This is a genomic window from uncultured Gemmiger sp. (assembly GCF_934561205.1).
In the GTDB taxonomy this organism is placed as follows: domain Bacteria; phylum Bacillota; class Clostridia; order Oscillospirales; family Ruminococcaceae; genus Gemmiger.
In genome coordinates, this window is record NZ_CAKTFU010000002.1 from 178,914 (window position 1) to 200,728 (window position 21,815).

Sequence of the window (21,815 nt, forward strand, 5' to 3'; positions counted from 1 at the left end):
GCCAGTGCATATTTCAGCTCCTGTTCCAGCCTTACGGGAAACGGGTCAATCTGCATCGACAGCCACCTCCCACGGCACTCTTTTTCCGGTTCGCGCGGTACGAGCCAGAATCCGACTCTCCAGCCCCGTCAGATAGAGTTCATATTGTAGATTGGTCTCGGTCGTAATCAGTACGGCACCGTAATTTTGCAAAAAGCGCAGGATGCGGTACAAGGTTGTAATGTCGTGGCTCAACCGGTCAAGGCTCTGCACCATGACGGCGTTGGCACGCCCCTGCTGCACAGCGGTGAGCATGGCGAACAAATCAGGTCGCCAGAATTCGGTACCGCACTTTTGCTCCATGCAGGAGTTGACAATGATATAGCCGCGCCTGTCGGCTTCGCGCATGACATCTGCCAGCTGTTCTTCCAATGCGGGCAGGTTCGGTGCGGCGCTGCGGGCAAAAGCCCAAACTTTATATTCTGTCATGGGTGTACCTCAGAATTGATCCATCAGCGGGAGTCGAACATCAAAGCGCGGCTTGCCGAACGATGCCCGCGTGAAGCGGTCACCGACAAAGCGTTTCAACCCGCTGTTGACGAGTTCGGCGTTCAGGTCACATTCGGTGGTGATGAGGTAGACATCATTCTGGCGCAGTATCTCAATGACACCCACCAGTATGTAGCTGTTGCGGCTGATTTGCTCCAAATCGCGCACTATCACGGCTTCAATCCGACCGTTCTCTACTGCGTCCAGCATAGAGCGCAGACCGATGCGGTCTTTCAATGTATTGCCGCTGCAATGGTCAAAAGATGTGCCGCGCACAAGAAAGCCGTGCCCTGCTGCTTCGTCGATAAGGTCATACAGTCGGTCAAAGGCAATGCGCGGATCGCTGTTGGCGCACCGCACATAAATCCAGACATCGTGGTTTCGCATAAGGTACATCGCAGATTCCTCTTTTCACAAAAAGTAATCCGGGCGCTTCTGCTCCCGGATGAATTGCTGCACATCTTCGATTTTCTCGGTGATTGGGCAAGTCGGCAGTGCTGCCAGCGCGGCGTCATGGTACTTGCCGCCGATGCCTGCGCGTTCGTCCAGAATTGCCACCACACAGGAGTCTTGCTCGGTACGGATGGCACGACCAAAACCCTGCCGTAGCTTCTTCTGCATTTCGGGGATGATTTCGGCGTTTATGTAATCCCGCAGGTTCGGATAGTGTCGGCGTTCGTAATCGCTGACCGGGTCGGGTATCGGGAACGGCAGCTTGGCGATAATCAGCAAAGACACCATATCGCCGGGAAAGTCGATGCCCTCCCAGCAGGAGCCAGCAGCAAACAGCACACCATTGCCGGATTGCTTGAACTGCTGGATGATTTTGCCGCCGTTGCGCCATGCCTGATAGGTCGGGTATGTCCATTGACCGTCCGTCAGCGCGCGGACTTCCGCCATCTGGCGGTACGCTGTGAACAACACCAGCGCATGACCGTGGCAAGCATCCACCAATCGGACGATTTCCTCTGCCATTTTGCGGTTGTCCATTCGCGTTTTTACGCGCGGCGGAAAGTATAACAGACATTTTTTCTTGTAGTTAAACGGAGAATCTGCGCAGAAATGGCGCAAGGGGTGATAGGTTGTCAGCCCCAAAAGCTGTTCCGTGTGGCTGAAATCTCCGGCTGCCGCCAGTGTTCCGGAGGTCAGAATTGCGGGTTCGCGTGTGTTCCAGAGCGCACTGCGGAGCAGCTGCGGTACGCGGCTGCTGGCTGCGCAGAACGTGGGCTGCCCGTCGGCATCATAGTCGATGTAGAGGATGCGCGTTGGTACCTCCAAAAGAAAAAGGCGCAGCAGACTTTCGACTTCTCCCAGCCTGTTCAGCAGGTATCGCGGCACATCCGGCAAACCGCCGGCATTTTGCAACAGTGCTGTACAGTCGATGAGCGCAGCGCGGCGGAACGGCGTAAGCAGGAACGGTTCGCTCGCTTTTCCTCGCAGCTTGGAAAGCCCCTGCGTGCAGGAGAACGACAGCGTAAGAAACGCCGTCCGCAGCTGTCTGGCAAAATCCTTGTAGTGCGCCTGTTGTAATAAAAGGCACAATTCATCCATGTTGTGCTGGGATAGTGTTTCCGTGTACATCTGGCGAGCGGCATCGGGCAACTTGTGCGCTTCATCCACCACCAACGCCTGATAGCTGCGCAGGAGCAGTGGTCTATCTTCCTGCCGGTGCGATGCGTCAGCCAGCAGATAATTGTGATTGCAAATTTGGATGTCGGGTTTCATGGAATCCCGCAAGTATTGCTGGTAGCGGCAATCCAAGCGCATGAAGCAATCGCGTGGGCAGGACTGCGGCACACAAATGCGGCAGCGGTCATACCGGGAAAGTTCCGGGATATGATCCATGTCCAAAATATTTTCTGCAATGTGCAGGCTGCTTTTCTCCCGCGTTCGTTTCGGATGCACCAGCGATGCTCTCTCGGCAAGGCGGGCATCGCAGACAAAACGCTCTTTGCCCTTGCGGACAACAGCCGTGATAGGTTCGCGGATGATGCCCTCGCCCAGCAAAACAGCGGACAAGTCGGGTAAGTATTCAGTGAGAATTGCGTCCTGCAACGCAACGCTGGAGGTAGAAATAACGATGGGCAGTTTCATTCGTTCGGGACGATTCATCTGCCAAAAAATACAGCCCACGAGGTAGGCCAGCGTTTTGCCGGTACCCACGCCTGCTTCGCACAGGGAAATTTCCTTATTATATAAAGTATCTAAAACTTCATGGCAAAGCGCGACTTGTTCCTCGCGCACCGCCATGCCGTGCCGGGGCAAAATCTCCCGGAAAATTTTCTCGGCCATGCGGTGGGATTCCGCATAGCCTGTCGGATAGGTTTGCATTGGTTTACACCTCTGTTTTCCATCCCGATAAAGGCAAAATGATGCGCAGCAGTTGTAAAAAGCTGCTGCGCACGATTTGCCTTGATCGGCAAATTTTATAGTTCGATGTGTGCCACATTTGCCGCCCGCACCCCTGACACCGGGAACACAACAGGCAGGGTGTTGGCACACCCGTTCACTGACTCCGCCGGAGTCTTACTGCTTACAACTCCGGCTCGGTCACCCCCTCTGACGCTGGAGGCCGCTGGCGTATCATTGTACTCTCTCCCACCGCAATTCCGGTTTGCCAAACCGCCCACTGGGGCTTGCCGGGAAAAAAACGTACCTGTTATGCTGGATATTCGGTTGTCAAGGTTCCGACAACACAGCTATGACCATGTTGGAGCAAAGTTGAGCAGTAAACCGTGGAGTATCTCAGAATCCCTTCCTGTCAAAGTATATGATAAGCGACTCAAAAGTTGTTGCTCCTCTTTCGTGAGATATACCCGTCTGGGAAGGTGACTATCATCTATGTAAACACCTCCGCTGTATCTTCCTCGAACCAAAACAATTGGATATACGAGAGAGAGATGGTCGATATCGCGTTGGATAGTCCTGACAGAAACACCAAATTCTGAAGCTAAGTTCATCATAGTATCATGCTTGCGCACAGCTAACCGTCGAATCAGTTCGGTTCGTCGTTCACTTGTTTCCAACAGATTTTCCCCCTCAACTTTAGCTCTGGGGGTATTGTATTCGCTATATAAGACAGCACCTGTCTTATATAAAATTACCGTCCCAAAATATTTTTCGGCGCCATCCATACAACGTATGTCAAGACTGGTTTTTGCAGCCTTGTTTCTAATTATTCAACAAAAAGAACCCGCCGCATACGGGATGCGACGGGCTTGAAACGACAGGGATGTTTTACTTTTTATCTTGCGGCTGCGGCAAAGGTTTTTCAGGGCGGTGGGGTTGGTAAGTCCAAAAAACAATGCATGGATCTGCGGATTCATGACGAATGGCCGATTAAATAACCTTACTCAGACTTTTGTTCAAGAAGTTTTCCTTTGTTTTTATACAAAGCCTCTCTTTCCATTTATATAAATTTATTTGGGGACTTACTGAATTCCTATTCCGACTTTTGATAAAATAATCAGAAAAACAGCAACAGTCTTTGCCATAATCATTGTATTAGCAAAAGAAGGTTTCGGCACAATCAGGACACATATAAATAGGCTGTATATCATAAACCTTTTATAGACTGCTTTTTTCATAGTTTGAAGTTCTTCGAAACTACAGTGAATTTCTGAGTTATTGCAGGGTGCAAATACAAGGATAATTGCCGTTGATAAAACCCAAAGTATATACGAAACCACTGATATATTAGATAGCAATCGACAAATAATAAACAGCGAGAGATATTCAAAAAACAAGGAAAAAACAAAGCAAGATAACTTTGTTGGCATGTGCAGCCCATTCGTTTTTTCGCGCAAAAAGCCAATCCCAAATTCAAGGTCAATACATATAGAAAAGGTGCTACCATAGTACCCAAGTTGATAAGTATAACAAAACCACAAAGGTTCATAAAACTCCGTTGCAATGTATAATTAAGCGCTTTCTATATATATTAAAGCAAATTATAAGACTTACGCCAGTTTTTTGTAGTAAAATGGGAGTTTTTTGTCACGAAATAGAAGTATTCAAAAAGTCCGTTGAAAATTCAAACCACCCATTTTCATAATTTAATGCGTAGACCGAATGGTACTTTTTCAGTGTGGTTTGCACATTTTGCAGACCATAGCCGTGATAGGACGGATCTTCTTTGGTCGTAACCGGAAGCCTGCCCGGCAAGAGATCCACCGGTAAAGTTCGGTTGCGGACACCGTAGAACAGTTCGCCGTCCTCCAGCAAAAGTTGTACATAAATTTGTCTGTCTGCCGCCGGAAGTTTTTCGCAAGCCTCAATGGCGTTATCCAACGTGTTGCTGATAATTACCGTTAAATCGACCAAATTGATGGTTACCGCTGACAAATCATTGACACGGAATTGGATATCAATCCCCCGATTTTTAGCCATAAGCGCCTTTTGGTTCAACAGCGCATCCAACGCTGTATGATGCGTGTTCACAAGCAAAAGACGCTTGGTTTGTTCTGTCTGCAAGCTATGCAGGTAGGTTCGTATCATGCCAACATCACAATTTTCCTGCGACAGCATCGCAGCCAATGTATCCAGGTGCGCCCTGAAATCATGCGATAGCTTTCTCTGCTGCGCGTAAGCTGCACTTAGGGCTTCTATGCTCTCTTGTTGTGCATTGGATTTTGTTTGCAACGCGATGGTTTCTTCACGAAAATGCACATTTTGCTCCATCCGGCTGACCAAAAGTAAAGCCGCTATTTGCATACAAATAATAAAAGAGGAGCAAACAAATAGCGGGAGTGACGATATCTTTTCTTTCTGAAAGCAAACACGAAAGAAGAAAATCAATAAGACGCTTACTGCGGAAAGCGCCGCCGGAACACTGTACCATATCCAGTTTTCCGTTTGCGCGTGTCTGTGTTTTCGTTGTGTTTTTTGCAAATAGCAGACCGTACCAATTGCGAAATGTTCAAGAAATGTCAATGAAAGTCCAACATTATGAGTGGCGTAAACGTTTATTTTTGAAAGCAAAAGGGAAAACGTAAACATTAAATTATCCTTACAGCATGGCAGAGCATAAAAAATAACGGCGATATAGAAACTGAATATTTTGCTTCCCCCATAAAGAAGTCTGTGGAGCAAATAAAACATACCCATGACAAAGGGTAATTGCCAAGAGCTTGCCATAAAAAGGTATGATGTGTTCAAAAACGTGGCCGTAAGAAAAACAAAAGCTGCCACGATCATCCAATGTACAGCATTTTTTCTTTTTCTTTGCGAAAATGCGTCAAACAAAAAAATGGCTGCTATGTAATCCATTCCTGTCCATAAGTAGTTGCGAAAGAATTCACTCATAGGGTCTTCCCCCATTGTTTGTTTTTCCAACTCAAATATCGGATTTTAATCTGTGCGTAGTGCTTTTGGCTGACAGGTAGTTCCTCTCCATTGCTTAGAACCACTTTATCATAATTCAGCTTTTTAATGTGTGCCATATTCACAAGATAGCTCTTTTGGATTCGCAAAAATCCGTCTGACGCCAACTCGTTCTCCAAATCCTCAAGCTTTGCGTAAAAACGATCCTCGCCTTGCAGAGGATTTTCCGTATGCAAAACCACAATGCGCTGCCGGCTTTCCAGATAAAGGATGTCCTTATAGGCAACTCGATACGGTTCGGCGTTTACGGAAAATCGCAGTTCTTTTTTGCCGTGGGGAATCTCAGCCAAAGCATCCCGAAAATACAGCGGCAGTTTCTGCTGCATTTCCTGTTTCAAAAGGTAGCGGAACGCCCGTACTTCGTACCCTTCTATGGAAAATTCGGGGTAGTTCGTCACAAAAATGAGTATCGTGTCCAGATGCAGTTCCCGTACCCGCCGTGCAATATCCATACCACTTCGTTCATCCATATCAATATCCAGAAACAGTATCTGATACTGCGACAACTGTTGATCCGTTATCGCAGCAGGGTGCGCACTTTTTGTTACGCAGGCCGATATTCCCGGAGGCAGCGGCTGACCGGTAACGACATCTGTGAGTTGCTGTAAAAAATCTTTGTCGTCATCGCAGAGTAAAATATGGATTTTCATGGCAGCGTCCTCTTTTTTCATTTGTCGAAGCAGACGACCCTCTTTGCAATCCAACATACGGTTAAATCTCCTAAAAGTCAAAATATATGTATAGTGTAATACTAACTCTTCACCACACCGATTTGCAAGTAAAATCGCATAAAATTATTTTGACACAGAGAAATTGTGCTGTCAGATATAGAAAAACAGGATATCGACAGGAAAGATACAGAACACCATCATTCTATCGGAGAACACATTTGCGCATTGCGGGTAAGCAAAGGTTGGACGCAACAAACATTAGGCAAAAAGCCTTTTTCTACACGCTGTGTCCGGCATTGTTGCCGGTCCGGTTTTTATATACTCGTACTTTGTGGCAAAGCACTCTTGTTTTATGCCAAATTTGTAGAAACGAGGAATGAACCGTGCTATTTTAATAGCACGATAACGCACAGCTTACAACGGTTTCCTGCTCAGTATCAGGCATCGGTACGCAGATGCTTGCAGTTGGGGTCACACAGTTTAACCTGTTATCATTCTATTATACATGGAGGAAAAAGACGATGAAAATGACAATACCCGCCTTGCTTTTGTCCGCGATACTTCTTACTGCCTGCAGCGAGAAAAAGACCTTGTCGAACAACTATACCGACACCCTCGTCAAGCCTTCTTCGCAGTCCGATTCCGCCGCCGCGGAATCCCATGATACACCTCAATCGGCAGAATCAAAGGACTCCTTTGAAGCGTTCGGTCAGCAGGAAACCGACTACACGATACCCTCGGAACAAATCGTTTCGGTCGGTGACACGATAAAAAATGTGAGTCTGATGAATTTTTCTTCCGGAACAGCCGATTTTGCTTCCCAGGCGACTGTGACCGTGGATTCCGTGCAGCGGATATCAGCTCAGGACCCGCTTGCTGCGGAAATTGTTGCCGATCCCTACACAAAAACCGAGGGCTTTGACTGGGTTCTTTTGACGATGACGATTGAAAACATCGGCACAGCGGATGCAGACTTTTGCTGCGATGGTACGCTTTGGAGTGTACCGCAGGACACCATGGTGGCGCAAATGAGTGCAGATCATTTCTGGACAGACAGCGCGTATCTGGCAGATAATGACTCTCCGGTTCCCACAAACGGTACCATTTCGATCCCTGCCGGAGATGTGGTCACCTTCACGTCTGCCTGTCAGGTTTCTTCCGATGCCCCGCGCGACGGCGAAAAACTCTACTGGGAACTGAACCCTCATTCAGACAGCTTTTTTTACAAGGCCGGTCGTCATGAGGTTTACTTTGTGGAGATCGAATCATGAAGAAGATACGGATACAACCATTTCTCTACCGCGCCTTTCACAGCAGCGGGTTCCGGCTGTCCTTTGTTCTGGGGCTGTTCCTTGCCGTTTTTCAAATCGTGCAGATGATAACGCCCATAGACAGCGGCTATATATATCCCGCATCCTTATATGCAATGTGGGTCGGCGGCGAGTGGGCCTCTTACGCAAGCTCTCTGCTTTTTCTGCTTCTTCCGCTGATAGCCACGCTGCCGTTTTCTGACTGTGTGGCACGGGATAAAAAAACAGGCTACATCTACCATCTTCTGCTGCATCAAGAGCGAAACACTGTGTTTTTGGAGTGCGCCCTGACGGCATTTATCTCCGGCTTTTCTGCCGCAATCTTGCCGTTTCTGGAGAATTTTCTCCTCTGTGCAACGCTGTATCCGGCCTTGCCGCCTCAGGCATCGACATACACCTTTTCGCCCTCGTTGCACGGATTTCTTGTAAATGTGTTTTACACGCGCCCCTTGCTGTATTGCCTTGTATATATTCTGCTGATCGGCGTTTTCTTTGGCGCCCTTGCCGTATTGGGTATGTCCCTCGGCTTTCTTATAAAATCCCCGATTTTTGTACATTTACTGGTATTTGCGCTGTACTTCTGGGTCTATTACATCACGATGCAGCTGGGGTGGTATTCCCTGAACCCGTATGTATTTCTCAACCCAACGCAGACCGTAGTTTTCCCGATGAGGGTGTATCTCGTCTATGTCATAGGAATGTTTGTCACGGCAGCCTTGATTATTTTTGCAGGAGGGCGTCGCTATGAGGCTGTATCATAAAGCTGTAAAAATGCTCTCGCACGACCTATCTGCCGGACTTCGGCAGCAGAGTTTCTTTTTCCTTGTGACGGTTCTGTTTGTCTTAACTGCGTGCATTGCATGGGACGGCAAATTTTTACGTTGGTGCGATTTTACCGGGTGCGCTGCGCAGAAACCGGGGGTATGTGACTATCTTGTTTTTCTTCTGGAGGGTATGGAACCGCATGATTTCAATCGTTCCAACGGATTTCGCTTTCCCGCCATATGGATGATGTTTTTCGTTCTGTTTCTGATTTCCGTTGCGCGATACGCAAAAAGCGATATGTATGGCATAGGTCAGCAGCTGCTGCTAAAAAGCGGAAGCAGAGACCTTTGGTGGTTTTCCAAAATGGTTTGGGCTTTTGTCTCTGCCGCCTTGTATTATTCGGTAATTGTTGTCACCGCTATGCTGTACCTGACGACAAGGCACGGCTTTCGGTGGTCCTGCACGGATTTTACAGCCTCTCTCGTACCGGGCGTTGCAGAACTTTCCCTTGCCGAACAGCTGCTTTGGCTTTTGGCAATTCCCGTTTTTACGCTGTGTGTCATCGGCAGCTTGGAGGTACTTATCGAGGTACTCGTTTCTCCTGTTGTCGGCGTAGCGGCGATCCTTGCACTGCTGCTTGCGGCGCTGTATTTTAATCTGCGGATCGTTCCGGGCGGCACCTGTATTTTGCTGCATTCCGAGCTGGCAGGGTCGGGCGGGTTTGCACTGACGCAAGCTCTGATTTTTCCTGTTCTTTTGCAGCTTATTTGCTCGACACTCGGTCATCTGATATTTCGCAGATTCGACCTTTTGGGAAATCATGAGGTGTGATTATGTATGTTACCTTTCATTCCGTCACAAAAACCATTCGCCAAAACACCGTTGTCGACGGGGTGTCCCTTAAAATGGAAAGCGGCCGTGTATACGGTTTTCAAGGGAAAAACGGCAGCGGAAAAACTATGCTGATGAAACTGCTGTGCGGTCTGATCCGCCCAAGCTCCGGAACGATTGAAATCGGCAGCCAGACGCTGGGCAAAGATATTTCCTTTCCGCCGAGTATCGGGGCGCTTATTGAAAACCCGGCGTTTCTTCCGGGAGAAAGCGCCTATCAGAACCTGAAAATCATAAACGATCTGACCGACACACCCGTGACGCCCGAAACCATCCGCGAAACGATCGAACAGGTGGGGTTATCCCATGCCGGCTCCAAACCTTACCGGCAGTTTTCGTTGGGAATGAAGCAGCGGTTGGGGATCGCTGCCGCCATTTTCGGCACACCAAAAATCGTTGTCCTCGACGAGCCGACAAATGCGTTGGATCAGGATGGCGTTGCACTGATGCGGGAAATCTGTGCTTTTTTGAAAAACGCGGGCTGTCTGGTAGTTCTTTCCTGCCATGATGCCGAGGAACTGGATTTGCTGTGTGACTCTGTTTTTGTGATCCGCAGCGGAAAATTGACCGCCATCAAGGAAAAAACGCCGGAGGGAGAATGGAGCTATGTGGAAACGTAGAATAGGTCGTGCCTTGGCGCTGTGTGTGCTGTGTCTTGTTTGTGTGCGCATTTTTGCGGTAAACAGACAGTGGCCAGCCCCCAAAACGGTAACCGTCACTTCGGGGGAAGATTTCTGCGTGAATGGGCTTTCTTTTTGCGTAAAGCAATCTTCCATAGATTGTCCGCAGGATGTATTTGATTCTTTCCATGTCACCGACGAGCAGCAAAAGCAGTTTTTTATGGCCATGATGCTGGCGCAGGGGTGGGAGGTCAAGATATTGCAGGTCACTGTTGCCGTCACAAACACGACGGAACAGGAAATCACGTTCGAGGCAGGAAGCTTCATGGCAGAATGTGGTCCGTGGAGCAACGGTGTAGACCATGACCTTTTTATACTGGCCAATCCAACCATAGGTACAATTCAGGTGGCACCCTCGCAAACCGTAGAGGTCCGGTTGTTTTACGACCTGTATGACCGGCATTTCGTCGAAGCGGACTGGCAGAATCTCGACCAACTGCCTTTTGTACTGCTGCTCTCCTTGTATCCGGAAAAGGTGATGCTATGCGTCTGACCGAAAAAGGCGTATCGCGGACAGCAACTGCCTTTCTCTGTACTTTGCTCATGCTGACGGTTGGAGGCACTGCCTATATAACGTTGGAACATTTGGAGTGGATTCGTGTTCCGTCGGCCTCGATGGTGCCGATTTTTCTTGCCTGCGCAGCCTTTTTGCTGGCGTGGGGAATCGGGCAAGCGCTGATTGACGATTATGATATGTTGGGTATTCCGGATGAAATATTATAAAAATCTGTCCATCAATGAAAGAGATTCCTCTGTTCAAAGGCAGGGCTGCCGCATCCATCTGACAACCACAGAATATCAGCTGTTCATTACGCTGCTTGACCATTCCGGGCATATCTGCTCGTGAAACTTTCTGCTGGCATCTGCTTGGCATATCACAGCACCGATCCAGACCCGGACGGTCGATGTACATATCGCGAAATTACGGAAGAAGCTGGACTTGGGGCAAAATGAATTGAAAACCGTAACAAGGCAGGGGTATGCACTTTCTACGCAAGAAAGCTGTAGAGTAAATCGTTCAGTCTGAGATTTTTTATAATGTGAAGTAGCGCAATACATCCGCACGATTGCCCTCAACGCTCACTTCCAGATGCAGGTGGTTGCCCGTCACCCGTCCTGTATGACCGACATAACCGATGACCTGCCCGGTCTGTACCTGCTGACCGGTGGTAACGCAGATGGACGAGCAGTGGGCGTACAGCGTTTCCAGTCCGCCGCCGTGGTCGATTTGGATGTAATAGCCGTAGCTGCCGCCCCAGCTGTCAAGACCGTTGGCAACGGTGACCGTTCCGTCTGCGGCGGCAAGGATCGGTGTTCCCTCGGCACAGGCAATGTCGGTGCCAGTGTGGGAGCTGACCTCTCCGGTGATGGGATCCACGCGGTGACCAAACTGTGAGGTAATCGTACCCGCGACAGGCAGCGGCCATTGCAGGGTGCCTGTCGGGATGCGAGTGCCGTCCGGGGACATAACCTCTCCCCCGCCCTGTTCAAAACCGCCGAGCAGTTCCGCCCATAGTTCCTCATACTGTGGGTCTTGCAATAGTTGCAGGTAGGTATTCTGGCGGGTGGTAAAGTGGTAGTCCGATGTCATCTCGTCGGGCGTTTTGTGGGTCAGTTCGATTACGAGGACGGTTTCGGTAATTTCTGTTGTGGTTTCTTTTCCGTTCTTGTCCGTCGTTTCTATAACAGCGGTTTCCGCACGGGTAGAGTAGTCCACTGTGTTCATCGCCCACATAATTTCCCGCAGCTTGTCCACTTGATTTTCCGTCAGCGCCGCAACGGTTGCGCCTTGTTCGCTGCCCGCTACATACGAAGAAAAGACCGCCAGGACATCCTGCCAGCGGATGTAGTACACATCATCGTTGGCGGTAATGTCTTGGCGGTCATGCTGTACGGTGTCGGAAATTTCTTCCAGTCGGTCGCGGTATTCTTCCGTCAGGGTTTCTACGGCTTCGCGCACGGTTACGGACGCTGCGTTGGGCGCATCGGCGGCAAAGAAGATGCCGTAAGCCGAGCCGGACACAAATGCCACAAGGCTTATGACGATAACAATGCCCAGCGCCGCACCTGCGCCCGCTGCAAGAATCGCTGTAAGGCTGTGCAAATCGGCAAGAAAATTCCGAATTGCCGAGCGCACCGCCACCGCTGTTCTGCCTGTGCCGCCCGCAGCCTTTTGCGCGGCAAGCCGTATTTTTTGCGCACGGGTCTGCATCTGCGCTTGGGCCGTCACACTGCGCACAGTTTCATTTGCGGCGGTGCGTAACTGGCGCTGACTTTGGGTCACGCCGCGAAGATCGCGCGGTGCGGTCTTGGCGGGGACGGCTTTTTCTTTTGCCCGCTGTCGGGGCAAATCTGCCCCACGGCGCGGGCGTTGCGCCGCATCGGGCAGTGTGCCGTACTCGGCTTGTTTCGGGCTGACACCGCGCTCACCGGCGGCGTGGGTGCGGGCGGCAGCCTCTTTTTGGTGGTGCTGTCGGGCTTGGGTTTCTGCCAATTTCCGCCCCTGATGCCGCACAAAAGCTGCCGACTGTTCCGCAGCCGAACCTGCAAGGTCTGTCGTTTCCTGCTGTCGGGGTTCGGTATCATTTTCCCGCGCGGCGGTGCGGGCTTGTTCCTTCGTTTTTAACCACGCCGCTTTTAGGGCGGCTTTCGGTATCGTTCCCGCCACACTTTTTGGGATGCGGTCGCGCGGTTTTTGCTTATTCTCTTTTGGCGTTCTCATACTCTCACCTCGGTTCGGTTATACGCTTTGCCACAACGACCACCCTGCTGTTTTTGCCGGAATCATCGCAGGTGGACAGCGTAATCAGCTTGTCCCCATAAGCAGCCGATACGCCGGTTTCGTACAATGCGGCGTTCTTGCAGGCGTCCACATAGGCGGCAAATTCCTGCGGTGTTTCGGCATCGGCAAATTGATAATAGGCAAACAGGTTCTCCGCTTCTCCCCGAAATACTGCCATCACGGTATATTCTGCCTGTGCCGTCAGGGTATCAAATCGGATGATCCTGTGCTGCTCCCAAAAGGATTCGCGCTTGTATTGCAGTAAATCAGAGAACATGGTGCCGTCCTTCATGTTGTGTCCGTACACAAGGATGTTGTCGGATGGCGTTTGCAGATCGCAGTTTGCCTGCACATACGGGCAGCCGTGCGGGGAGTTGGCTTTTTCAAAGTTGTGCTTTAGGTAAAAGTCGGGATTCTGCTTTGACTGCATGACCGGGTAGTTGATGTTGGTTCCGTCAATCTGTATCCACCCGGCAAGGTCGCTGTTTTGCGTGTACAGCGACTGATACTGCGGCAAAAAATCATTCCCCGGTGACACGGCGTCACCGGGGAAATTCTCTGCCAGCGCGGCAAGCTGCTGATACATTCGCGTTTGCGTACAGGAGTCGGCGGCATAGCGGGCAATGCCTGCGGTACTTGCAAGAAAAACAGCGGCAAGGGGTAAAAGTAGAATGCGGTAAAATTTCGACATAGTATGTCCTTTCTCGGAATCGGTTTGCAAAGGAAAAACAGACGATGTATAATACAGATATGTTTTAGGATTGCGGGGTGTTCATGATGAATTTGTATCTCAGTGCGGCGGAATACGATTACCACACGCTGCTCAAGGTAGCCGAGATGGCAGGGCTTGCGGGAATCATTGGTTTTCATGAGACCGGGGACGGCTATCTGGTGACCTTCCCGCAGGGGGAAAATGTTCAGGCTCTGATAGATGACTATAGGGGACGGCTGCGGGATTTGGAAAACAATATTTGGCAGCATTAAAACAGGTATATAAATCGGGATTTGTGGAGGTAACAGTTAATGGATTTAAATAAATTATTAGCATTTAATCAACTCGTAATTGATAAGGCTGAAGATGAAAAAAAGAGTTTAGCACAATCTTTAGATATTGATTATGAAGAATATAAAAAAAGAATTGTCGGTAAAGAAAGAGAAGCCGATTTTATTATTGTTTTAAAATCGCTTGAAGCATTAAAACATTTTGAGGCCTATGACGAAGGATTATCTCATATTACAGGAGAATATACTCCAGATTTTAAAATAGAAATGCGTGACGGCTATAAGATGTTACTTGAAGTAAAACATACAGATAAGGAAATATTTAAAATATCCCAAGGGAATTTGCAAAAGAGAAAAGATTTTGCAGATAGACAAAATTTGCCATTAAGATTTGCTGTTTCCTTAAAAGGTCTTTGGGGGCTTTTTACTGTTGAAACTTTACTTGAAAAAAAAGGTAAATTAACGCTTGGTGATTTTAGGGGAGAAAAGGCAAGCTCTTGGTTAGATACTGAACTTGCAACTTGTTCATATATGTTCGAAAAACAAGTAAAAATAAGAAGTGTGTATTCAACAAATCACGCTAAAGGTATGGGAATTCAATTTGAACCATATGGTCAATTAATTTCATATGAACTATATTATGGTGATAAACGAATTTTTAGAGCCAAAGGGAAAAAAAGCAGATATATACTGTATAGTATATATCTAGAGGCACTTCAAGATAGAGTTGCAAATATCAACCAAGATATAGAACAACAAGGTGAATTTACAATTATCACAGAGTATACTGATAAAAGTGTTCCCAATATTATACCTGAATATGAATTTATTTTATCACCTATAAAACATCTGTGTAAAGAAGTTAATTCAAAACAGATTAAATATAATTCTCAGCTAGCTATTTCTGAACATCAATTTGACTATTTATCTGTTCAGATGCTTAGAGTTATTTTATCTGAATTAGTGAGATTAGGTTTAGATATAGTTGTTTTTAGAGACAATTATGGATATAGATTTAATGACTATGTTAAAATTTTTTGGAATAAAACTTCTTGTTAGTCGTGATAAGCAAATTCCAGTTTGTCGCACAATAGAGGACCGCTTCGGCGGTCCTCTATTTTTGTATTGCATGGCTTTACTCCTTTTTCTCGGACGGGTTGGTTGACATCAATTTATAGAGCTTTGTATCCTTCGGGAAGGAATTGGTGAATGGAACAATGTTGCCCGCGCAGCGAATCAGCCCACAGCCTGCGGGAACATTGGTGACGTAGCCAAGCTGGTTGTCGGAAATGTTCAGCAGCTTCGCCAATTCCGCGCGGTCGGTAGCGCTCTGGTTCAGCATCACGAGAAACTCCGAGTTTGCCAGCATCAGGCGGGCGGTGTCAGAACGCAGCAGTTCGTCCACATTCTGCGTCAGCCCGGTCACAAGACCGTTGTACTTGCGGATGCGCTTCCACAGCTTATAGAAGAAATTCGCGCTGTACTCGTAGCGGAACAAAATGTAAAACTCATCGCAGAAAATCCACGTTCTGCGGCCTTTCTTCCAGTTCTGGATGACGCGGTTGTAAATTGCATCCAGCGTCACCAGCATTCCCAGCGGCATAAGCTGTTCACCCAGTTCGCGGATGTCGTAGGCAATGATTCGTGCCTGCGTGTCCACGTTGGTGTGTTGGGCAAAGGTGTTCAGCGTGCCGGTAATGAACAGCTCGGACGACAGTGCCAGCCCCTGCGCTTCGGGTTCCGGCTGCATTTGGAGCAGACGGTAAAAGTCCTGCAGCGTGGGCGGCGTGCCTTTGTAGCTATTGCGGATATAAGGCAGGTACACCTGTTCGGTGCAGCGGCCAAGGATGGATTTTTCTTTCGCAGTCACCATGCCATCACCGATGAGCTGCTCGAACAGTGACAGCACAAATTCCGACTTGCTGACAATGGGGTTGCGCTCGTCGCCGTAGGCGCGATCCATGTCCAGCGCGTTGATGTGGGTGTCGGATGTGGCCGAGATGCGGATGACCTCGCCGCCGAGCGCTTCGGTCAGATAGCCGAACTCCGACTCCGGGTCGAGGATGAGGATGTCGTCCTCAGTAGAGAGCGCGATCTGCACGATTTCTTCCTTGGCACTCATGCTTTTGCCGGAGCCGGACACGCCCAAACGGAAGCTGTTGCCATTGAGCAACAGCCGACGATCCGCAACAATCATGTTCTTGCTGACGGCGTTCTGCCCGTAGTACAGACCGTTCGGCTGCATGATTTCCTGTGCGCGGAACGGAATCAACACGGCGGTGCTTTCGGTGGTGAGCGTGCGCAGAGCTTGGATCTTCCGCAGTCCATACGGCAGCACCGTGTCCAGTCCGTCTTTCTGCTGCCAGCGCAGCGTGGAAAGCTGGCACAGGTGCTTGCGCGCTGTGGAGTAAAGCGTTTCGGTGTCGCTGTCAAGCTGCTCTTTGCTGTCAGCCAGATGCACCAGCGTCACCAGCCCGAACATCATCCGCTGGTCGCGGGTCGTCAAATCGTCCAGCATCTCCTTGGTTTCCTTGCGCTGCAACTCCATGTCGTAGGGAATCATCGCGGTAAAATTGTTGTTGGCGTTCTGGCGGCGCTGCCAGTTGGCGACGTTCGTTTCCACGCCCAGCAGTGTGCTTTGCAGCTGGCGGGCTGCCTCGTCTGTCGGCACCGGCAGGATATCGATGGACAGCATCAAGTCGCGGTCAAGGTCGCAGAGTTCCGACACGAAGCTGTCCTTGATGTAGCTGGCGTAGTCCTGCAAATACAACACGCGCCCATACCGCGCGTCCAGTTTGAAATGGTCGGCAGCGAACTCCATGCTGTCGGGGCAGAGCCAATCCTTAAAATGCTGACCGCGCTTGGCGTGTTCGTGGATATTGAACTCTGCCGCAGCTTGTTCCCCTGCCTTGAAAAAGTCGCGGAAAATGTGCAGGCGCTCGTTCAGCGTCAGTTCGGTTGCCACCGAGGAAAGCTGCGCGAGGTGTGTCACCAGATCGGTGCCGACGCGGGAGAAATAACTGCGGGCTTCGTCCACATTGCGCTTTACTACGCTCACGGTCAGGTAACGCTCCCGCACAATGCTGTTGCTGGTGCCGGTGACCTGCGCTGTCAGCATCTGGTTGAACTCGTGACGGTACTCGTCCAGTCCGTCATCCTTGTCGGGCAGCAGGACGCTGCGCTCGAACTCGGACTTGTTGATGCGGCGGTTGTATATTGTGATTTTTGCCGATGCACCGGAATCGAGGGCGTTCAGCAGTTCAGAATAGTCGAGGAACATGGATGTTTTGTCCTCTTTGCTGGCGATGGCGTAATTGATGTCGGTGAACGACCATGTTTTGGAATATTGGTTGCCGACTTGGAAAATGCCATCCGCATAAATGCGGCGGATGGGAATGGCATCCTGTACGCTGCGCGGAATACGGAACTTTTCGCGTTCCATCTTCTGCGCTTTCGACAGGGTTTTAATCAAGCGGTTTCCTCGCTGTTATACGAATTTTTCTTCATAGGCAAACCTCTCTTTCGTTTCATGTCCGCGCGGATGGCGGACTGCATGGCTTCGTAGTAGTAGCTGTCGGACCTGAACACAAGGCGCTTCGGGCAGAGGATTTCAGACTTGAACCATGCCCAAAGCACCTGTTCGGCGGTCATGCCGTGGTAGGTAAAAAAGCCGCAGGCGGCAAACGGCGCGGCACCAAGGATGCACATCCAGCCGATTTCTTCCGTGCCGACATACGGCTGCAAGGCAAAGTAGATGCCAACTGCCACGCCGACGGCCAGCACCGAGCAGATAAACTGCCGTGTGTTCAGCCCGAAAAAGATATTTTCGTGGTAGTCGCGGACTTCTTTCGGTATTTTAATTTCCATAGATTGCCCCCTTATAATCCCATGATTTCTTTCACAATGCGGTCACAGCCTTTTATCGCTCCGACCAGCACCAGCAGGTTAAATGCCAACTCTCCAACGTAAGTCCAAACCGCTGTGACAACCGATGCGCTGGTATCCACGGCGGGCGGGCTGGACGAGATGGCAGAGAAAATGATGCAGGACAAGGCAATCACCACGCCCTGCAAACATACACCTGCGTAACTGCGGATGAAGTTTTTACCCACACTGCTTGTAGGCTCACCCGCGAATGTGGACAGCGGTATCGGTGCAATGGCGGCGTACATCCACAGGCTGAACATTCTGCCGTAGACCGTGAGGATCATGGTAAAGGATAGCACCGTAATCAGCAGCCCGCCAATCAATGTGACCGCCCATAGGGGAATTGAGTCCCAAAATCCCACGTTGTTGATGGCGTCGATCAACTCCTGCGGCAGCGATACGCTGCTCATACCGGAACTGCCCGATTGAGTGATAATGGTGGACACCATGCCCTGCACGATGGAGAACATCGCCAGCATCAATTCCAGCCCATAGGTCACTGCGCCCTTTGCCAGTGCAAAACGGATAAACAGCTTGAGGGCGTGTTCCGGCTTTTTGACCTCGACAAAGCTGCCGCAGGTTTTCATAACGCCTACGGCAAAAAACAGCACCAGCAGCCCATAACCGATTGCCTGCAACGCGCCGTGGATGCCTGTCATAACGCCCCAGACCTGCCCGCCCTTGAATGTCTGCGGGCTTTCGGTCAGCAGCGACCAAATTTCCGCCAGCTTGTCGTTCCATGTGGAGAGCGCGGCGTTCAAGTTCGATACGATCCATGACTCACCCACAGGGCATCACCGCCTTTCCTCTTGGTGCGCACCTCACGCGGTGATGAGGTCGAGGATTTCTTTGGCGAACGTGATAACCAGACCGCCCGCCAGCGTCAGGAAGCCTTGGCTGCGCTGGCTGGGATCGTGGCTCTGCAAGGACAGACCGACCTGCACAATGCCCCACCCCAACAGGATAAGACCCACCGCGCGGATCAGCGAAAAGATGAACGTGGAAAGGTTCTCCACGACCACCAGCGGGTCATCTGCAGCAAAAGTGGGCAGGGCAAAAATAATGCCGCACACCATGACGGCGTACAGCGCAAACAAATTGAGAGAAATTTTCACGGATTTTTTGTTGTTATTCAGCTTCATGTAGACCTCCGAATTCTTTGTATGGTTGGCTTCATTTCTACCGCTTCGGCGGGCAGAAAATCGTCCATATCCAGCAGTTCATAATTTTCGGGTGCGCCGGGCAGATCATCCAGCGCGTTGTCGGCGGCGGTGTAGTCGTAGGGGGCTGCGCCGCCGTCCTCGGTGCAGCGGATATTCGGGTGCTTGAGCAGATTGTACTTGAAATCCACCACGGGGCGTTCCCCACGGATAAACAAAATGCATTTGCCGTTGTCCAGCAGCCGCACCTCATCCGGAGTCATAAGGTCGCGCCCGGACTGCTGGTGGTTGATGCTGTAACTGCCGCTGCGCCCCTTACTTTGGTTATAACTGGTCGTGGAGATGGTTTCTTTTCCCAGCAGTTCCGAGACATACTTGTGAGTTTCTTTCTCGGTACCACCAAGGTAGAGAAACTCGTCACATAAGCCCACCAGCGATTCCCAATCGTCTTTGTACATGGCTTTGAGCTGTGCCATGTTTTGCACGATGATGGAGCAGAAAATGGCGCGGGAACGCATAGTTGCCAGCGCCGATAGGAATGTATCTTTCGGCAAGGAAATGTTCGCGTACTCGTCCATCAGGCAATGCACCGGCACAGGCAAGCGCCCTTTGTGTACGCGGTCGGCTTGACGGTACAGCGTCTGGATAAGCTGGGTGTAGATCATGCCGACCAGATAATTCAGCGACTTATCCGAGTCCGGGATGCAGCAGAACAAAGCGATTTTGCGCTCACCCAGTTCCTGCAAATGCAGCTCGTCCGTCATGGTCAGCTTGGCGATGGGCGGCAGGTTGAATGCCGCCAAGCGCACACCCACGCTGACAAGGATGGATTTTGCGGTTTTGCCAGAGACGAAAAGTCAAGGACTTTTTCATCAAATTCACAAAGAAGTCACATTTTGCGGACTTCCTCACGGAGCAGACGCTTGATTTTGTCCTCCATTGTCTCTTTTGCGGTCTGGCTGAAATGCACACGGACGATATAGGTTGTCTTGCCAATCTGCTTTCTGACAGTAGGGCAAGTGGCGGTGTTGGTTGCGGTATTGTTCATTCAAAATCCTCCTGTAAATGAAAAATGCCCGGTGACTGTTCATCATCGGGCGGTGTCGGTATGAGGGAACAAGGCAAGGCGGCAACATTAAGGTATCTATAAAAACCTTGCCGTCTTTGCCACGCTTGCCGTGTTCCTGTTGTCAATCTCGGAGATAGCAGACCCATGCTGTGCCGTCTTTCTCGGTCACAAGTCTGTCCCCGATACGGCTCTTTGCCGTTCTCATGGTGCGTGAGGAAATCCCACGCTCATTGACTGCCTTTTCCAGCTCTGCGCTCGGCATACGCTTTCCATCTGCAAGCAGTTCCAGAATGAGCATTTGCGCCTGTGCGGTCTTGCTTTCGGTCTTGGCGGTGTCTGTCCCGGCAAGAAGCTCGTCAGCGGTAATGTCATAAGCTCCTATCCATTCAAAGCCTTTCTCGTCTCCCAGAGAAAAGGCAAGGGACTGTCCGGGCGGCGCAAGGGAGCTTTTCTCATGGATAAGCACCCTCGTTGTGGGGCTGTCCTTCAGCTTGCCGATAAAAAGCAGACTGCGGACTGCCGCCGTAATGTCGATAGACCCTAATCCCCGATAGGTGCTTTGCGTTCCTGCGGCTTTGTTCAGGTGTCCGATCAGCACGATAGCGCACCCGGTAGCCTGTGCAATGTCTCCCAGACTGCGGAAGATGGGACGGACTTCATTTGCCCGGTTCATGTCCACATCTGCGCCCAGAAACGCCTGCACCGGGTCAATGATAACCAGCCTTGCGTTGTTCTCTCGGATTGCCCTTGCTATGCGCTCATCGGCAAGGGTCAGCGGCGTGTCTCTATCGTCAATGACAAGTACTCTTTCAAGGTCTGCGTTCGCTTCCATCAGCCGGGGCTTAACGGTATCGCCCAGACCGTCCTCGGCGGTCTGATAGATGATATTGAAAGGCTCAAGTGTCTCCATACCGGGCAAGGGCTTTCGGTTGGTGCAAGCCGCCGCAAGACGCATGGCGAAGTAGGTCTTGCCCTCGCCGGGGTTGCCCTGTATGATGGTCAGCTTTCCAAAGGGAATATACGGAAACCATAGCCAATCCACGCTCGTCAGCTCCACATCTGCCATGCGGAGCATGGGGACAGGCTGGGCGGTGGGCAGCTCTCGCAGCGTGATTGTCTCGGCTATGAATTTGCGGCTGGGAATGTCCCCTTGCTGACGGAGAACATCGTTCCAGTCCTTCCTTGCCGGGACAAGGCGAATGACGGCGATCTCACCGGGAATGTCCTGTGCCAGTCGGGTACAGGCTTCGCTTCCTGCGGTGTCGCTGTCAAGGCAGAGGAACACTTTTCGGGTGTCCTTGCGTTCAGAAAGGAAACGGTCAAGGGCTTTGCCCGAAACGCCGCCCAGGGCAAGATAGCTTCGATTTTTCCAGTCCTGCGGGTAAAGGCAGATAAAGGACAAAAGGTCTATCGGTGCTTCAAAGACAAAGAGCTGATTGCCGTTACCCTCATATCGGAACGGATAGGACTTGTCAGACCCGGCAATGTCCTGTCTGAATGGGTCTGCCGTTCCTCGCACATGGGCGTATCTCGGCGTACCGCTTCGGTCTCTGCCGACAAACACAACATTGTGCCGCTTTGCGTCCTCGTAAATATCCCCGGAAAGAAGAAAAGCCTCAACAAGCGTTTTGTTGAGACCTCGGCTTTC

Annotated in this window: 24 protein-coding genes and 1 pseudogene; 9 read left to right on the forward strand and 16 right to left on the reverse strand. The window is 50.4% G+C overall.

Annotation, left to right across the window (positions count from 1 at the left end):
• Positions 1–45: 45 nt before the first annotated feature.
• The 7 genes from Q0I19_RS02295 to Q0I19_RS02320 form a co-directional block, all read right to left on the reverse strand.
• Positions 46–468, reverse strand: a complete 423-nt coding sequence (locus tag Q0I19_RS02295; RefSeq protein ID WP_294758393.1) for a recombinase family protein — start codon at positions 466–468, stop codon at positions 46–48.
• 9 nt (positions 469–477) lie between these two features.
• Positions 478–924: a recombinase family protein gene (locus Q0I19_RS02300; RefSeq protein ID WP_294758392.1), complete on the reverse strand. Its 447-nt coding sequence runs from the start codon at positions 922–924 to the stop codon at positions 478–480.
• A gap of 15 nt (positions 925–939) precedes the next feature.
• Complete coding sequence (locus Q0I19_RS02305) at positions 940–2,859, reverse strand: ATP-dependent DNA helicase (protein WP_294758391.1); 1,920 nt, start codon at positions 2,857–2,859, stop codon at positions 940–942.
• A gap of 368 nt (positions 2,860–3,227) precedes the next feature.
• Positions 3,228–3,662: an HTH domain-containing protein gene (locus tag Q0I19_RS02310; RefSeq protein WP_294758390.1), complete on the reverse strand. Its 435-nt coding sequence runs from the start codon at positions 3,660–3,662 to the stop codon at positions 3,228–3,230.
• A gap of 297 nt (positions 3,663–3,959) precedes the next feature.
• Complete coding sequence (locus Q0I19_RS11445; protein WP_366012244.1) at positions 3,960–4,418, reverse strand: accessory gene regulator B family protein; 459 nt, start codon at positions 4,416–4,418, stop codon at positions 3,960–3,962.
• 106 nt (positions 4,419–4,524) lie between these two features.
• A complete protein-coding gene (locus Q0I19_RS02315; RefSeq protein WP_294758388.1) occupies positions 4,525–5,832 on the reverse strand; it encodes a sensor histidine kinase in 1,308 nt (435 codons plus the stop codon).
• On the reverse strand, positions 5,829–6,617 hold the full coding sequence (locus tag Q0I19_RS02320; protein ID WP_294758387.1) for a LytTR family DNA-binding domain-containing protein: 789 nt from the start codon (positions 6,615–6,617) through the stop codon (positions 5,829–5,831). The genes Q0I19_RS02315 and Q0I19_RS02320 overlap by 4 nt, the downstream gene beginning before the upstream one ends.
• A 485-nt stretch (positions 6,618–7,102) precedes the next feature.
• Here Q0I19_RS02320 and Q0I19_RS02325 point away from each other — a divergent pair, with 485 nt between their 5' ends.
• The 7 genes from Q0I19_RS02325 to Q0I19_RS02355 all read left to right on the forward strand — a co-directional run bounded on the left by Q0I19_RS02325 (position 7,103) and on the right by Q0I19_RS02355 (position 11,254).
• On the forward strand, positions 7,103–7,852 hold the full coding sequence (locus Q0I19_RS02325; RefSeq protein WP_294758386.1) for a hypothetical protein: 750 nt from the start codon (positions 7,103–7,105) through the stop codon (positions 7,850–7,852).
• Positions 7,849–8,652: a hypothetical protein gene (locus tag Q0I19_RS02330; protein ID WP_294758385.1), complete on the forward strand. Its 804-nt coding sequence runs from the start codon at positions 7,849–7,851 to the stop codon at positions 8,650–8,652. The genes Q0I19_RS02325 and Q0I19_RS02330 overlap by 4 nt, the downstream gene beginning before the upstream one ends.
• Entirely contained in the window at positions 8,636–9,487 is an 852-nt protein-coding gene (locus tag Q0I19_RS02335) for a hypothetical protein (protein WP_294758384.1), read from the forward strand. Before Q0I19_RS02330 ends, Q0I19_RS02335 begins: the two co-directional genes overlap by 17 nt.
• A 2-nt stretch (positions 9,488–9,489) precedes the next feature.
• Complete coding sequence (locus Q0I19_RS02340) at positions 9,490–10,167, forward strand: ATP-binding cassette domain-containing protein (RefSeq protein WP_294758383.1); 678 nt, start codon at positions 9,490–9,492, stop codon at positions 10,165–10,167.
• On the forward strand, positions 10,154–10,720 hold the full coding sequence (locus tag Q0I19_RS02345) for a hypothetical protein (protein ID WP_294758382.1): 567 nt from the start codon (positions 10,154–10,156) through the stop codon (positions 10,718–10,720). The genes Q0I19_RS02340 and Q0I19_RS02345 overlap by 14 nt, the downstream gene beginning before the upstream one ends.
• The gene (locus Q0I19_RS02350) at positions 10,711–10,950 is read left to right on the forward strand and encodes a hypothetical protein (RefSeq protein WP_294758380.1); all 240 of its coding nucleotides are present in this window, start codon (positions 10,711–10,713) and stop codon (positions 10,948–10,950) included. Before Q0I19_RS02345 ends, Q0I19_RS02350 begins: the two co-directional genes overlap by 10 nt.
• A gap of 133 nt (positions 10,951–11,083) precedes the next feature.
• Complete coding sequence (locus tag Q0I19_RS02355; protein ID WP_294758689.1) at positions 11,084–11,254, forward strand: winged helix-turn-helix domain-containing protein; 171 nt, start codon at positions 11,084–11,086, stop codon at positions 11,252–11,254.
• A gap of 6 nt (positions 11,255–11,260) precedes the next feature.
• Here the strand turns inward: Q0I19_RS02355 and Q0I19_RS02360 are convergent, their stop codons facing one another.
• Positions 11,261–12,949: a peptidoglycan DD-metalloendopeptidase family protein gene (locus tag Q0I19_RS02360; protein ID WP_294758379.1), complete on the reverse strand. Its 1,689-nt coding sequence runs from the start codon at positions 12,947–12,949 to the stop codon at positions 11,261–11,263.
• Positions 12,950–12,953: 4 nt separating this feature from the next.
• Positions 12,954–13,700: a class B sortase gene (gene srtB, locus Q0I19_RS02365; RefSeq protein WP_294758378.1), complete on the reverse strand. Its 747-nt coding sequence runs from the start codon at positions 13,698–13,700 to the stop codon at positions 12,954–12,956.
• Between the two features lie 83 nt (positions 13,701–13,783).
• On the opposite strand from srtB, the gene Q0I19_RS02370 reads away from it, so the two are divergent.
• Together Q0I19_RS02370 and Q0I19_RS02375 are read left to right on the forward strand one after the other, a co-directional pair.
• Positions 13,784–13,993 (forward strand): hypothetical protein, encoded by a 210-nt coding sequence (locus tag Q0I19_RS02370; RefSeq protein WP_294758377.1) that lies wholly within the window; start codon positions 13,784–13,786, stop codon positions 13,991–13,993.
• Positions 13,994–14,032: 39 nt separating this feature from the next.
• Positions 14,033–15,070, forward strand: coding sequence for a hypothetical protein (locus Q0I19_RS02375; protein ID WP_294758376.1), 1,038 nt, complete (start codon positions 14,033–14,035; stop codon positions 15,068–15,070).
• A gap of 76 nt (positions 15,071–15,146) precedes the next feature.
• Here Q0I19_RS02375 and Q0I19_RS02380 read toward each other — a convergent pair whose 3' ends face one another.
• The 7 genes and pseudogenes from Q0I19_RS02380 to Q0I19_RS02410 all read right to left on the reverse strand — a co-directional run.
• Positions 15,147–17,453, reverse strand: coding sequence for a VirB4-like conjugal transfer ATPase, CD1110 family (locus Q0I19_RS02380; protein WP_294758687.1), 2,307 nt, complete (start codon positions 17,451–17,453; stop codon positions 15,147–15,149).
• 26 nt (positions 17,454–17,479) lie between these two features.
• Positions 17,480–17,878 (reverse strand): PrgI family protein, encoded by a 399-nt coding sequence (locus Q0I19_RS02385; protein WP_294758375.1) that lies wholly within the window; start codon positions 17,876–17,878, stop codon positions 17,480–17,482.
• A gap of 11 nt (positions 17,879–17,889) precedes the next feature.
• On the reverse strand, positions 17,890–18,726 hold the full coding sequence (locus Q0I19_RS02390) for a hypothetical protein (RefSeq protein WP_294758374.1): 837 nt from the start codon (positions 18,724–18,726) through the stop codon (positions 17,890–17,892).
• A 33-nt stretch (positions 18,727–18,759) separates the two neighbouring features.
• Complete coding sequence (locus Q0I19_RS02395) at positions 18,760–19,080, reverse strand: formate hydrogenlyase (RefSeq protein ID WP_366012250.1); 321 nt, start codon at positions 19,078–19,080, stop codon at positions 18,760–18,762.
• A pseudogene (locus tag Q0I19_RS02400) lies at positions 19,077–19,946 on the reverse strand (VirD4-like conjugal transfer protein, CD1115 family); the annotation flags it as partial. The pseudogene Q0I19_RS02400 and the gene Q0I19_RS02395, both read right to left, overlap by 4 nt.
• A 41-nt stretch (positions 19,947–19,987) precedes the next feature.
• Positions 19,988–20,146, reverse strand: coding sequence for a transposon-encoded TnpW family protein (locus Q0I19_RS02405; RefSeq protein WP_006428300.1), 159 nt, complete (start codon positions 20,144–20,146; stop codon positions 19,988–19,990).
• 142 nt (positions 20,147–20,288) lie between these two features.
• The coding region (locus Q0I19_RS02410; protein WP_296023230.1) for an AAA family ATPase at positions 20,289–21,815 on the reverse strand (1,527 nt) is incomplete at its 5' end.

What these genes read in the sequence shown, in the direction of transcription:
- Q0I19_RS02395 (WP_366012250.1), bottom strand. Translation starts at nt 19,080, where the DNA reads ATGAAGCTGAATAACAACAAAAAATCCGTGAAAATTTCTCTCAATTTG.
- Q0I19_RS02385 (WP_294758375.1), bottom strand. Translation starts at nt 17,878, where the DNA reads ATGGAAATTAAAATACCGAAAGAAGTCCGCGACTACCACGAAAATATC.
- Q0I19_RS02300 (WP_294758392.1), bottom strand. Translation starts at nt 924, where the DNA reads ATGTACCTTATGCGAAACCACGATGTCTGGATTTATGTGCGGTGCGCC.
- Q0I19_RS02330 (WP_294758385.1), top strand. Translation starts at nt 7,849, where the DNA reads ATGAAGAAGATACGGATACAACCATTTCTCTACCGCGCCTTTCACAGC.
- Q0I19_RS02360 (WP_294758379.1), bottom strand. Translation starts at nt 12,949, where the DNA reads ATGAGAACGCCAAAAGAGAATAAGCAAAAACCGCGCGACCGCATCCCA.
- Q0I19_RS02310 (WP_294758390.1), bottom strand. Translation starts at nt 3,662, where the DNA reads ATGGATGGCGCCGAAAAATATTTTGGGACGGTAATTTTATATAAGACA.
- Q0I19_RS02370 (WP_294758377.1), top strand. Translation starts at nt 13,784, where the DNA reads ATGATGAATTTGTATCTCAGTGCGGCGGAATACGATTACCACACGCTG.
- Q0I19_RS02380 (WP_294758687.1), bottom strand. Translation starts at nt 17,453, where the DNA reads ATGGAACGCGAAAAGTTCCGTATTCCGCGCAGCGTACAGGATGCCATT.
- Q0I19_RS02325 (WP_294758386.1), top strand. Translation starts at nt 7,103, where the DNA reads ATGAAAATGACAATACCCGCCTTGCTTTTGTCCGCGATACTTCTTACT.
- srtB (WP_294758378.1), bottom strand. Translation starts at nt 13,700, where the DNA reads ATGTCGAAATTTTACCGCATTCTACTTTTACCCCTTGCCGCTGTTTTT.
- Q0I19_RS02405 (WP_006428300.1), bottom strand. Translation starts at nt 20,146, where the DNA reads ATGAACAATACCGCAACCAACACCGCCACTTGCCCTACTGTCAGAAAG.
- Q0I19_RS02335 (WP_294758384.1), top strand. Translation starts at nt 8,636, where the DNA reads ATGAGGCTGTATCATAAAGCTGTAAAAATGCTCTCGCACGACCTATCT.
- Q0I19_RS02345 (WP_294758382.1), top strand. Translation starts at nt 10,154, where the DNA reads ATGTGGAAACGTAGAATAGGTCGTGCCTTGGCGCTGTGTGTGCTGTGT.
- Q0I19_RS02305 (WP_294758391.1), bottom strand. Translation starts at nt 2,859, where the DNA reads ATGCAAACCTATCCGACAGGCTATGCGGAATCCCACCGCATGGCCGAG.
- Q0I19_RS02320 (WP_294758387.1), bottom strand. Translation starts at nt 6,617, where the DNA reads ATGTTGGATTGCAAAGAGGGTCGTCTGCTTCGACAAATGAAAAAAGAG.
- Q0I19_RS02295 (WP_294758393.1), bottom strand. Translation starts at nt 468, where the DNA reads ATGACAGAATATAAAGTTTGGGCTTTTGCCCGCAGCGCCGCACCGAAC.
- Q0I19_RS02315 (WP_294758388.1), bottom strand. Translation starts at nt 5,832, where the DNA reads ATGAGTGAATTCTTTCGCAACTACTTATGGACAGGAATGGATTACATA.
- Q0I19_RS02375 (WP_294758376.1), top strand. Translation starts at nt 14,033, where the DNA reads ATGGATTTAAATAAATTATTAGCATTTAATCAACTCGTAATTGATAAG.
- Q0I19_RS02350 (WP_294758380.1), top strand. Translation starts at nt 10,711, where the DNA reads ATGCGTCTGACCGAAAAAGGCGTATCGCGGACAGCAACTGCCTTTCTC.
- Q0I19_RS02340 (WP_294758383.1), top strand. Translation starts at nt 9,490, where the DNA reads ATGTATGTTACCTTTCATTCCGTCACAAAAACCATTCGCCAAAACACC.